The following is a 12,164-nucleotide window of genomic DNA, read 5'->3' as shown; positions in this document are numbered from 1 at the left end:
GTCGACCGTTCCGATCAGCCCGGCCCGACCCGCACGCGAGGTGCGGGCCGGGCCGAAACCGAAGAGATGTTTACTTGATGGCGGCGAGCGTCTCGGCCGCGGCCTCGAGCACCGAGTCGGGCAGCGGCGCCGAGCCGGCGTTCTTCGCGGCGACCTGCTGGCCGAGCGAGCTGGTGACGAAGCCGAGGTACGACTTCACGAGCTCGGCCTGCTTGGCGTCCTTGAACGTGGTGCAGGTGATCGCGTACGACACGAGCGGGATCGGGTAGGTCTCGGCCGTGAGCTTCGAGTAGTCGAACTTCTTCGCCAGGTCGCCCGTGACACCGGTGGAGGCGTCGACGGCCGCGGCCTCGAACGTCGCGGTGACGGCCTCGGCGCTGTAGGCGACGGCGGTGCCGTCCTGGATGATCGACGCGGCGTTGAGGTCGCCGATGGCCGAGTGGTCGGCGTAGCCGATCGTGCCCGAGCCGGCCTTGACGGCCTCGACGACGCCCGAGCCGCCCTTCTGCTTCGAGACGTTGCCCTCGATCGGCCAGTCCTTGCCGGCGGGCGAGGTCCACACCGACGACTGGGTCGCGGCGAGGTAGTTCGTGAAGTTCTGGGTCGTGCCCGAGCCGTCCGAGCGCGCGACGGTGGTGATGGCGCCGGCGGGGAGCGCGGTGCCGTTGTCCTTGGTGATGGCCGGGTCGGACCAGTCGGTGATCTGCAGGGCGAAGATCTTCGCGATGGTCTCGCCCGAGAGCTTCAGGTCGGTGACACCGGGGATGTTGAAGATGATCGCGACACCGTCGAGGTAGACGGGGATGTTGACGCCGCCCTCGGTGCACAGGGCCTCGGACTGCGCGGTCTGGTCGGCGTTGAGGGGGGCGTCGGAGCCGGCGAAGTCGTACGCGCCGCTCAGGAAGTTGGTGACGCCACCGCCGGAGCCCTGCGACTTGTCGTAGTTGATCGTGACGCCCTTGGCCTGCGCGTTGTAGGCGCTCGTCCACGCGGCCTGCGCGTTGGACTGGGCGCTGGAGCCGCCCGCGGTGATCGTGCCCGAGAGGTTCGGATCGATGCTGAACGCCACGTCGGACGACGTGGGGGATGCCGAGGAGCCCGCGGCGTCGCCGGAGCCCGAGGTGCCGGCGCAACCGGCGAGAGTCAGGGAGGCCACGGCGGCCACGGTGCCCAGCTGGGCGAGTCGGGAGAGCTTCACGATGTGAATCCTTCGCATGTTTGGGGACGGAACCCGGTGCAGGGTTCGTCGGGAACGGTAAACAGCGACTCTTAAGAGTGTGCGTTGCATGGGTGAACGGAAGGTGAACCGGGGTGGCCCGTCCGGGGTGTTCGCCTAGGCCTTGTACTGTTCAGCCCCGTGACGACCTCTGCCTTCGCCGCCCAGGGCCCGCTCGATCGAACGGATGCCGCCGCCCCCGCGCGCACGCTCATCGATCTGCTGTCGGCGGTGGCCGCCCGGCATCCGGAAGCATCGGCGATCGACGACGGATCGGGCGCCCTCAGCTACCGCGAGCTGCTGGCGCGCGTCTGGCGGACGGCCGCGGCCCTGCACGATGCCGGCGTACGCCGCGGTGACCGGGTGGGGGTGCGGATGCCGTCGGGGTCGAAGGAGCTCTACGTCTCGATCCTCGCGGTGATGGCCGCGGGGGCGGCCTATGTTCCCGTCGATGCCGACGACCCCGACGAGCGCGCGCGGCTGGTGTTCGGAGAGGCGGGCGTGCGCGGCATCGTCGCGGGGGACGGGGAGTTCGTCTCGGGCGACGGTACGGGCGACCTGGTGCGGTTGTACGAGGGAGAGGCGCCCCACCCGAGTACGAGCGCCGTGCCGATCGTGGCGCCGCCCTCCGTCGACGACGACGCCTGGATCATCTTCACCTCGGGGTCGACGGGGGTGCCGAAGGGAGTCGCCGTCTCGCACCGATCCGCGGCGGCGTTCGTCGAAGCCGAGGGGCGCATCTTCGTGCAGGACGAGCCGCTCGGCCCGGGAGACCGCGTGCTCGCCGGTCTGTCCGTCGCCTTCGACGCCTCGTGCGAGGAGATGTGGCTCGCCTGGGGGCACGGCGCGTGCCTCGTCCCCGCCCCTCGCTCTCTCGTGCGATCCGGGGAGGACCTCGCGCCGTGGCTACTGCGTCAGGGCATCACGGTCGTGTCCACCGTGCCCACCCTCGCCGCGATGTGGCCCGCGGACTCCATCGAGAACGTGCGCCTGCTGATCTTCGGCGGCGAGGCCTGTCCGCCCGAGCTCGCCGCCCGCCTCGTCGCCGAGGGGCGCGAGGTGTGGAACACCTACGGCCCGACCGAGGCCACCGTCGTGGCCTGCGCCGCACCGCTGGACGGCTCGCTTCCCGTGCGCATCGGCCTGCCGCTCGACGGGTGGGCGCTCGCCGTGGTCGACGGCGAGGGTCGGCCGGTGGCCGAGGGAGAGGTCGGCGAGCTGATCATCGGGGGTGTGGGGCTCGCGCGCTACCTCGATCCAGCCAAGGATGCCGAGAAGTACGCGCCGATGCCGACACTCGGCTGGGAGCGGGCGTACCGCTCGGGCGATCTCGTGCGCTTCGACACGGAGGGGCTGGTGTTCCAGGGTCGCGCCGACGATCAGGTGAAGGTCGGGGGCCGCCGCATCGAGCTGGGCGAGGTCGAGTCGGCCCTCCAGCACCTGCCGCAGGTGAGCGCGGCGACCGTCGCCGTGCGCACGACCGAAGCCGGCGTGCCGGTGCTCGTGGGGTACCTCGTGATGGAGGAGGGTCGTGAGCTCGACCGGCACGCGGCCCGCGCGCTGCTGGCCGAGCGTCTGCCGGCGGCGACCATCCCGCTTCTGGGCGTCGTCGAGTCGCTGCCCGTGCGCACGTCGGGGAAGGTCGATCGCGCGGCGCTGCCGTGGCCGTTGCCCGGGGTGGAAACCCCCGCCGCCACCGATTTCTCGGCCGACGAGTCCTGGCTCGCCGAGCAGTGGCAGGCGGTGCTGGGAATGCCGGTCACCGATCGCAGGGCCGACTTCTTCGACCTCGGGGGCGGGTCCCTCGCCGCGGCGCAGCTCGTCTCGCGCATCCGCGCGCGTGTGCCGGAGTTCTCGGTGGCCGACATCTACGACGTGCCGCGGCTGGGCGCGATGGCCAAGGCACTCGGACCGCAGTTGGCCGATGAGACGCCGGCCTCCTTCCACCGGGCCGCCCCGACGCCGCGCACGACGCAATGGGTGCAGACGGTCCTGGGCGCTCCGCTGTTCATCCTCTCCGGCATCCGATGGCTCCTGTACCTGCTCACCGCGTCCGCGATCCTGCGGCTCCTGCCCGGATTCGACGTGCTGCCGAGCGTCCCGTGGCCCGTGCTGGTCATCGGCCTGGTCGTGTTCGCGACGCCGTTCGGGCGCATGGCGATCGCCGTGGCATCCGCTCGTCTCCTGCTCGCGGGGGTCCGCGCGGGCGACTATCCGCGCGGCGGCTGGGTGCACATCCGGCTCTGGCTCGCCGAGCAGATCTCCGATCAGGTGGATGCCGTGGGCCTGGCGGGGGCGCCGTGGGTCTCGTACTACGCCCGCGCGCTCGGCGCGCGGATCGGGCGCGACGTCGATCTGCACGCGCTGCCGCCGGTGACGGGGCTGCTCGTCGTCGGCGACGGTGCGTCGATCGAACCGGAGGTGGATCTCACCGGGTACTGGATCGACGGCGACCTCGTGCGCATCGGCGAGGTGCGCATCGGCGCCGAGGCGACGGTGGGGGCGCGCTCCACCCTCGCGCCGGGAACGCGCATCGGGCGACGCGCCGAGATCGCGCCGGGTTCGGCCGTCTTCGGCCGCGTGAAGGCCGACCAGTCCTGGGCCGGTTCCCCCGCCGTCCGCGTCGGCGGCACCGCCAAGGACTGGCCGGCGGAGCGCCCGGCCACACCGACGCGGTGGCTCTGGGCCTACGCCGGTTCGGCGGTGCTGCTCGCCCTCCTGCCGTTGTCCGCCTTCACCGTCGGCGGCCTCGTGCTCGCGCACGGGGTGCGCGGATCAGCGACCCTCGGTGCCGCCGCGGGAGCGGCCTTCGCGTGGCTCGTACCCGCCGTCGCGGTCACCGGCCTCGTGTTCGCGGCATCCGTGGTGCTGCTCGTGCGGCTGCTCTCGCTCGGTCTCGTCGAGGGGACGCATCCTGTGCGCAGCCGCGTCGCGTGGCAGGCCTGGACGATCGAGCGCCTCCTGGATGCCGCGCGCACGATCCTCTTCCCGCTGTACTCGTCGCTGTTCACCCCCGTCTGGCTGCGGATGCTGGGCGCGCGCGTCGGTCGCGACGTCGAGGCGTCCACGGTTCTGCTCATCCCGTCGATGACCCGCATCGAGGACGGTGCGTTCCTCGCCGACGACACCATGGTCGCCTCCTACGAACTGCACGCCGGGTGGCTGCGACTCGGGCCCGTGCGTATCGGGAAGCGCGCATTCCTGGGCAACTCGGGGATGGCGGCTCCGGGCCACCGCGTGCCGCGCGACGGGCTCGTGGCCGTGCTGTCGGCCGCGCCGCGCAAAGCGAAGGCCGGGTCGTCGTGGCTCGGTTCGCCCGCGGTGCGCCTGCGACGGCTGTCCGCGGAGGGCGACGAGTCGCGCACGTACCGGCCGACGGCGCGGCTCCGGCTGGCCCGCACGCTGTGGGAGCTGTGCCGTTTCGTTCCGGTGGTCGTGACGTGCGGCATCGGCCTCGGCGTGATCTTCGCGCTCGCCGCGCTCTGGGAGGGCCTCGGCCCCGTGTGGACGCTGCTGCTGTCGGGCGTCGTGATGCTCGCGGCCGGTGCGGTGGCGGCCGGGGTGTCGACCGCGGCGAAGTGGGCCATCGTCGGCGTCATCCGGGCCGGGGAGCAGCCGTTGTGGTCGAGCTTCGTCTGGCGCACCGAGGTGTCGGACACCTTCACCGAGATGGTCGCCGCACCCTGGTTCGCCCGCGCGGCGGCCGGGACGCCGGCCCTGGCGGTCTGGTTGCGCAGCCTGGGCGCGCGCATCGGCCGGGGCGTGTGGTGCGACAGCTATTGGCTGCCGGAGCCCGATCTCGTGACGCTCGGCGACGCATCGACGGTCAATCGGGGCTGCGTGGTGCAGACGCACCTTTTCCATGATCGAATCATGAGCATGGACACCGTCGAGCTCGAGCCCGGGGCGACCCTCGGGCCTCACAGCGTGGTGCTGCCCGCCTCGACCCTGGGCGCGCACGCGACCGTCGGTCCGGCCTCGCTGGTCATGCGCGGCGAGACCGTCCCCGTCGGCTCGCGGTGGAGCGGCAACCCCATCGGCCCCTGGCGCGCGGTGAAGGTGCGCGCCTACCAGTCGACGACGTGAGCGGCGCCGATCCCTACGCCCCGCAGAGCGGAGACAGGTCGTACGACGTCGAGTCGTACGACCTGTCTCTGACCTATCGCGTCCGCACCAACCGCCTCGACGGGGTGGCCACGATCGTGGGCATCGCCCGGGAGTCCCTGTCGTCGTTCGCGCTCGACCTCGTCGGCCTGCGGACCGGACGCGTCCGGATGGACGGCGCCCCCGTGCGTTTCGCCGCGGGACCGCGCGTGCTGCGCGTCACCCCCGGCCGCACGATCGCGCCGGGGGAGCGCTTCGCGGTGGAGGTGACCTACGGCGGTGCCCCCGCCCCTCGACGCTCGCGGTGGGGCACGGTGGGCTGGGAGGAGCTGACCGACGGCGCCCTGGTCGCGGGGCAGCCGATCGGTGCCCCCACGTGGTTCCCCTGCAACGACCGCCCCGATGCCCGGGCGCGCATGCGGATGGAGATCACCGTCGACGACGGCTACGCGGTCGCGGCCACCGGGGTGGCAGGAGCGATCATCCGCCGCGGCGGACGGGTGACGACGACTTTCACCTCCGACGTGCCCACGGCGACCTATCTCGCGGCGGTCCACGTCGGTCGGTACCGGACGCGTCCGCTCGCCGGCAGCGGCGACGGCGTCATCCCGCCCGTGTCGGTCACAGCTCCGCCCGCGTTGACGTCGGCCGCGGATCGGGCGTTCGCGACGGTGCCCGACATGCTGCGGCTGTTCGACCGGCTGTTCGGCCCCTATCCCCAGGAGGCGTGCAGCCTCGTCGTGACGGCCGACGAGTTGGAGATCCCGCTCGAGGCGCAGGGGCTCGCCGTCTTCGGTATGAACCACCTCGTCCCCGCTGCGCAGCGGCTCGTCGCTCACGAGCTCGCCCACCAGTGGTTCGGCAACAGCGTCGGACTCGCGCGCTGGAGCGACATCTGGCTGAACGAGGGCTTCGCCTGCTACGCGGAGTGGCTGTGGTCGGAGGAGTCCGGCGGCACCGATGTCGAGACCTGCGTCGCCGAGAACTACGCGGGTCTGGTGGCGAAGCCCCGCGATCTGCTGCTGGTCGACCCCGGTCCCGACGACATGTTCGACGACCGCGTCTACAAACGTGGCGCGATCGCCCTGCACGCGGTCCGACGCGAGGTCGGTGACGCCGCGTTCTTCGACCTGCTGCGCGCGTGGACGGCCGAGCATCGTCACCGCCTCGTGACGACCGACGACTTCCGCCGCGCCGTGGAGGCTGCCGGGGGAGGGGATGCCGCGACGGTGCTGTCGCGATGGATCGACCACCGGGCTCTTCCCCCTCGTCCCTGAGCGGGTCGCGCGCCGCGCCCTCTCGGCCGATCCCGCCTTCGGCTCGATAGCGCGATCGCCTCAGGGCAGGGAGACCGCCGCGACGAGTCCATCGGGGGCGTCGAGGTCCCAGCCGCGCCAGACGACGGACGACGTCGCGCCGTCGAGAGCGCCGGGCCGGATGGTCGCGGTCCAGGCGGTGCCGCCCGAGCGGACCTCGACCCGCGCCGGGTCGACCGCGAGTCCTCGGCCGTCCGCCTTGAGCACCGCCTCGACGCGGGCCCAGTCGATCGCCTGCGCCGTCGCGCCCGGTCGCACCCGCTCCAACCCGCGCACCTCACGGGGAGCAGCGTCCACACCGACCCGCGTGCGCTCGCGGATCATCGCGACGACCGCCCATCCCGGTGCGTACGACACCGAGACCGTGGCATCCGCCCCCTCCACGTGCACGCGACCGTGGTCGCCCGCGCAGGCCGGGCACCGCGAGACGAAGCGCGCCTCGGGCAGCAGCCGGCCGAGGAGGCGCCGCGACACCGCACGACGGGCGACGCCCGCGGGGACCTCGCCCCAGGCGACGGTGAGCCCGGCGGGGAGCGTCACACCTGCGGCTCGTGCGTCTCGATCGCCACGATCCCCGCGCCCGGGTGCTCCACCGGCACGTGCACGACCGAGAACGCGGCCGGCTCGAGCGCCGAGGCGCTGCCCAGGTACGACCCGCTCATCGTGCCGGTGGCCAGCGCGAGCTCGTGCAGGATGTCGGGGAGCACGGGGCCGTGGCTGGCGAGCACGACGGGTTTGCGCGACCGCACCCGCTGGCCGATGACCGACCGCGCGTCGGCGCGTCCCTCTTCCCAGGCGTCCTGGCTGATCGACGCGGAGAACTGCACGCGTTGGCCGATGGCCTGCGCGATGGGCGTCGCGGTGCGGACGCACCGCTCGGCGGGGCTCGAGATGACCCGCCGCACGCCGAACGCGAGCAGCGGTCCCACGATCGCCTGCGACTGCCGCCGACCGCGAGGGGTGAGGGGACGCACGTCGTCGGCGCCGTCCCAGTCGTCGCGCGAGCGCGCCTTGGCGTGTCGGAGGACGACGATGGGGAAGGTCGGCAGAGCACGCTCGTCGACCAGGCGCTGGAACTCGTCGAGGATCTCGACGTCGACGGGATAGCTCAGGCTCTTGCGCGCCTTCTTCAGGCTCATCCACTCGATCGCCGCGACCTCTTTGTTCGGCACGAAGCTGGAGGTGCGCACGGCCGCGTCGGTCGCCTCGGCCGCCCAGTAGTGCACGATCTTCGTCCGGCCGTTCGGCATCCGATATCGCGACACCCCCACGGGCACGCCGAGGGCCACGCGGATGCCGGTCTCCTCCCGGATCTCGCGCACGGCGGTCTCGGCGAGGGTCTCACCGGGGTCGACCTTGCCCTTGGGCAGCGTCAGGTCGCGGTATTTCGTGCGGTGGATGAGGAGAACGCGGAGCTTCCCCTCGACCACCCGCCACACGACACCGCCCGCGGCGTAGACGGCCGTCTCCGTCACCGGGCCGTCCGGGCGCGTCGTTTGCGCTGCACGAGCGCCATGGTGTGCTCCTGCAGGTCGATCAGCGGGGCGCCCTCGGCGTCGACGCTGTGACGCGTCCACTCGCCTTCCGACCCCAGGTGCCACGAGCTGGTGCCGTCGTCCATGGCCAGATCGAACAGGGTCGTCAACTCGCGCAGCTGGTTCTCGTCGATCACGCGCACGAGAGCCTCGACGCGGCGGTCGAGGTTGCGGTGCATCATGTCGGCGCTGCCGATGAAGATCTGCGGATCCCCGTCGTTCGCGAACGAGAAGATGCGCGAGTGCTCGAGGTAGCGGCCGAGGATCGAGCGCACCGTGATGTTCTCGCTCATTCCCGGGACGCCGGGCCGGATCGAGCAGATGCCGCGCACCCACACCTCGACCGGGACGCCGGCCTGGCTGGCCCGGTACAGGGCGTCGATGATCTGCTCGTCGACCATCGAGTTGACCTTGATGCGCACGCCCGACGGCTTGCCGGCGAGGGCGTTCTGCCGCTCCTTCTCGATGTGGCGCAGCAGGCCCTTGCGCAGGTGCAGGGGCGCGACGAGCAGCCGCTTGAACTTCTTCTCGATCGCGTAGCCGCTCAGCTCATTGAACAGGCGGGTGAGATCGCGCCCGACCTGGTCGTCGACCGTGAAAAGACCGAAGTCCTCGTAGATGCGGCTCGTCTTGGGGTTGTAGTTGCCGGTGCCGACGTGGCTGTAGTGGCGCAGACGCCCCTCTTCCTCGCGGATGACGAGGGCGAGCTTGCAGTGGGTCTTCAGGCCCACGAGTCCGTAGACGACGTGCACGCCGGCCTTCTCGAGCTTGCGGGCCCAGACGATGTTGTTCGCCTCGTCGAAGCGCGCCTTCACCTCGACCAGCGCGAGCACCTGCTTGCCGGCCTCCGCGGCGTCGATGAGCGCCTGCACGATCGGGCTGTCGCCCGAGGTGCGGTACAGCGTCTGCTTGATGGCGAGCACGTGCGGGTCGCGCGCGGCCTGCTCGAGGAAGGCCTGCACGCTCGTCGCGAACGACTCGTAGGGGTGGTGCACGAGCACATCGCCCTTGCGGATCGCCCCGAAGAGGTCGGCGCGCCCGTTCTGCTCCGGCGGCTGGAAGGCCAGCGCGGTCTTGGGCACGTGCGGGGGGTAGTGCAGGTCGGGGCGGTCGATCCGAGAGAGATCGAACAGGCCGCGCAGATCGAGCGAGCCGGGCAGACGGTAGACCTCCTGCTCGGTGATGTCGAGCTCGCTCAGCAGCAGCGCCCGGGTCACGTCATCCATGTCCTCGGTGATCTCGAGACGGATCGGCGGACCGAAACGGCGACGCAGCAGCTCGGCCTCGAGGGCCTGGATGAGGTTCTCGGTCTCGTCCTCCTCGATCGTCATGTCCTCGTTGCGGGTGAGGCGGAACGCGTGGTGGTCGAGCACCTCCATTCCCGGGAAGAGGTCGCCGAGATGGTTCGAGATGAGCTCCTCGAGGGGGAGGTAGCGCACGCCGGGGCCGTCGCCGGCGACCTCGACGAACCTCGGCAGCATCGGCGGCACCTTGAGGCGGGCGAACTCCTGACGCCCGGTGCGGGCGTTGCGGATGCGGATGGCGAGGTTGAGCGAGAGCCCCGAGATGTAGGGGAACGGGTGCGCCGGGTCGACCGCGAGGGGCATGAGCACCGGGAACACGTTGCGCTGGAAGTACTCGGTCAGGCGCGCGGCGGTGTCGTCGTCGAGCGAGTCCCAGGTCACGACCTCGATGCCGGCCTCGGCGAGGGCGGGGCGCACCTTCTCGGTCCATGCGGCGGCATGGCGCAGCTGCAGGCGATGGGCCTCGGCGGAGATGTCGGCCAGGACGTCGAGCGGGGCGCGACCGACGTTGGTGGGGACGGCGAGTCCCGTGACGATGCGGCGCTTGAGACCTGCGACGCGCACCATGAAGAACTCGTCGAGGTTACTGGCGAAGATGGCGAGGAAGTTCGCTCGCTCCAGGACCGGGACGCTCGGGTCCTCGGCGAGCTCGAGCACGCGCTGATTGAACGCGAGCCAGCTCAACTCGCGGTCGAGGTACCGGTGGTCGGGGAGCTGGTCGTCTTCGGCTTCGACCGCCTCGTCGAAGTCGTCGTCGTCGGCGTCGCCGAGTCCGGCATCCAGCGCGTCGTGTTCCATCATTCCCACATCATTGCAGGGGTCGGTGACACGGGAGTGAACGGGCGGTTCCGCGCGTCTCAGGCCGGGGCGGATGCCGTGGCGGGCGCGTCGTCCTCGTAGACGTTGAAGCGGTAGCCGACGTTGCGCACGGTGCCGATGAGCTGCTCGAGATCGCCGAGCTTGGCGCGCAAGCGTCGCACGTGCACGTCGACCGTGCGGGTGCCGCCGAAGTAGTCGTAGCCCCACACCTCGCTGAGCAGCTGCTCGCGGGTGAAGACGCGGGAGGGGTGCGTGGCGAAGAAGTGCAGGAGCTGGAACTCCTTGTAGGTGAGGTCGAGCGGCTTGCCGTGCACCTTCGCCGAGTACGACGACTCGTCGATCGTGATGCCGGAGGTCTGGATGCGCGTGGATACCTGGTCGACGGTGCGGCGCCCCATGGCGAGGCGGATGCGCGCGTCGATCTCGGCCGGGCCGGCACCCACGAGCACGACGTCGTCGATACCCCAGTCGGTGGAGACGGCCGTGAGCCCGCCCTCCGTCACGATGAGGACCAGCGGGGCCTCGACGCCGGTGGTCGACATGATCTTGCACAGCGACTTCGCGCCGACCAGGTCGAAGCGGGCGTCGATGAAGATGACGTCGGCGCTGGGGGCGTTGATCAGCTGCGCCGCTTCGGCGGGGATCTGGCGCACGCGGTGGCTCAGCAATTCGAGCGCGGGCAGCGCGGCACCGCCGCCGGGGGCGGAACTGAGAACGAGAAGCTGAGCCAAGTGGACCTCCCCGCGCGGCCTGCCGCGCACCCGATCATCTTAGGGTGACGCGCCGCGGCGCACCGTCACCGGCGCTTCGCGTGCGTGGACGACGCCTCCTGGGCGATGATGGGGGCATGTCCACTCCCGACCTCGCTCCGCGGCGCACTTTCGGCGGGATCGTCGCCGTCTGGGTGCTGGCCGCCCTGGCCGGCGTGGCGATCGGGCTGTTCGCCCCGGCGGAGTGGCGCGCCCAGTGGGTCAGCGTCGCGCTGGGCGGCTGCATCATCGCCGCCTTCGCCGTGCAGCTCTGGTACGGCCGGTCGCAGGCGTTCATCCAGCGGATGGCGCTCAGCAGCCTCGGCGCACTCGTCGTTCTCGGCGTCATCACGGTCGGTTTCGCGCTGGCCGAGCTCGCCGCCCTCTAAGATCGACGTATGGACCTCCTCGCGCTCGAACTGTTCTTCGTGGGACTTCTCGGCCTCGCCTCGCTGGCGATCGCCTTCGTGTCGGGAACGGTCATCTGGAACCTCTATCGCGGCCAGCGCTGAGCGCTCCCGTGATCGAGATCCCGACCGACCTCCCGGCCGACCTCGTCCCCCTGTCGTGGCTCGTCGGCGTCTGGGAGGGCACCGGCGTCATCGACTACGAGGCCGGCGGGCGCACCTTCTCCGGTGAGTTCGCGCATCGCGTGAGCTTCAGCCACGACGGAGGCGCCTTCCTGAACTACTCGGCCGACGCCTGGCTGCTCGACGGAAACGAGCGGCGTCCCCTGGTCTCCGAGATCGGGTACTGGCGCCTGGCGCGCCCCGCTTCCGACGCCGATGCGGGCCCGGCGCTGCTGCCGGCGACCGCCGCAGCTGCCGAGCGCTCCGCCGACGACGTGGAAGCCCTGCGCAACGCCGACGGCGGCTTCGACATCGAGGTCAGCCTCGCGCACGCCGATGGCGTTCTCGAGCTCTACGTCGGGCAGGTGAAGGGCCCGCGCATCGACCTCGCGACCGACGCGGTCGTTCGCACCGCCGGTGCCAAGCCCTACACGGCCGCCACGCGGCTCTACGGTCTCGTCGACAACCACCTGCTCTGGGCGTGGGACATCGCCGCCCTCGGGCGCGAGCTCGGATCGCACGCCTCGGCCCGTCTCGCGCGGGCGGAGTGAC

The 12,164-nt window shown here is 71.5% G+C and carries 9 protein-coding genes; 4 read left to right on the top strand and 5 right to left on the bottom strand.

Features of this window, described 5'->3' with window-relative positions; all coding sequences use genetic code 11:
* Positions 1-70 precede the first annotated feature (70 nt).
* A complete protein-coding gene (locus ACFZA2_RS13855) occupies positions 71-1,198 on the bottom strand; it encodes an extracellular solute-binding protein (protein ID WP_391405891.1) in 1,128 nt (375 codons plus the stop codon).
* A gap of 159 nt (positions 1,199-1,357) precedes the next feature.
* On the opposite strand from ACFZA2_RS13855, the gene ACFZA2_RS13850 reads away from it, so the two are divergent.
* Together ACFZA2_RS13850 and ACFZA2_RS13845 are read left to right on the top strand one after the other, a co-directional pair.
* Positions 1,358-5,302: a Pls/PosA family non-ribosomal peptide synthetase gene (locus ACFZA2_RS13850; RefSeq protein WP_391405888.1), complete on the top strand. Its 3,945-nt coding sequence runs from the start codon at positions 1,358-1,360 to the stop codon at positions 5,300-5,302.
* On the top strand, positions 5,299-6,597 hold the full coding sequence (locus ACFZA2_RS13845; RefSeq protein WP_391405885.1) for a M1 family metallopeptidase: 1,299 nt from the start codon (positions 5,299-5,301) through the stop codon (positions 6,595-6,597). The genes ACFZA2_RS13850 and ACFZA2_RS13845 overlap by 4 nt, the downstream gene beginning before the upstream one ends.
* 60 nt (positions 6,598-6,657) lie before the next feature.
* On the opposite strand, the gene ACFZA2_RS13840 is transcribed toward ACFZA2_RS13845, so the two are convergent.
* The 4 genes from ACFZA2_RS13840 to ACFZA2_RS13825 are packed head-to-tail and all read right to left on the bottom strand — an operon-like array spanning position 6,658 to position 11,025.
* The gene (locus ACFZA2_RS13840; protein WP_391405883.1) at positions 6,658-7,176 is read right to left on the bottom strand and encodes a 4'-phosphopantetheinyl transferase family protein; all 519 of its coding nucleotides are present in this window, start codon (positions 7,174-7,176) and stop codon (positions 6,658-6,660) included.
* Entirely contained in the window at positions 7,173-8,111 is a 939-nt protein-coding gene (locus ACFZA2_RS13835; RefSeq protein WP_391405880.1) for an NUDIX domain-containing protein, read from the bottom strand. The genes ACFZA2_RS13840 and ACFZA2_RS13835 overlap by 4 nt, the downstream gene beginning before the upstream one ends.
* On the bottom strand, positions 8,108-10,276 hold the full coding sequence (locus tag ACFZA2_RS13830; protein ID WP_391405877.1) for an RNA degradosome polyphosphate kinase: 2,169 nt from the start codon (positions 10,274-10,276) through the stop codon (positions 8,108-8,110). The genes ACFZA2_RS13835 and ACFZA2_RS13830 overlap by 4 nt, the downstream gene beginning before the upstream one ends.
* A gap of 56 nt (positions 10,277-10,332) precedes the next feature.
* A complete protein-coding gene (locus ACFZA2_RS13825; RefSeq protein ID WP_315994803.1) occupies positions 10,333-11,025 on the bottom strand; it encodes a response regulator transcription factor in 693 nt (230 codons plus the stop codon).
* Positions 11,026-11,141: 116 nt separating this feature from the next.
* Between ACFZA2_RS13825 and ACFZA2_RS13820 the strand changes: the two genes are divergently transcribed.
* On the top strand, positions 11,142-11,432 hold the full coding sequence (locus tag ACFZA2_RS13820; protein ID WP_391405875.1) for a hypothetical protein: 291 nt from the start codon (positions 11,142-11,144) through the stop codon (positions 11,430-11,432).
* Between the two features lie 131 nt (positions 11,433-11,563).
* On the top strand, positions 11,564-12,163 hold the full coding sequence (locus ACFZA2_RS13815; RefSeq protein ID WP_315994801.1) for an FABP family protein: 600 nt from the start codon (positions 11,564-11,566) through the stop codon (positions 12,161-12,163).
* Position 12,164 lies beyond the last annotated feature (1 nt).

Origin of the sequence: Microbacterium sp. NPDC007973 (assembly GCF_042958465.1) — a bacterium.
GTDB lineage: Bacteria > Actinomycetota > Actinomycetes > Actinomycetales > Microbacteriaceae > Microbacterium > Microbacterium galbum.
The sequence above is the reverse complement of the archived record's forward strand: the minus strand, read 5'-3'. Positions and strand labels throughout refer to the sequence as shown.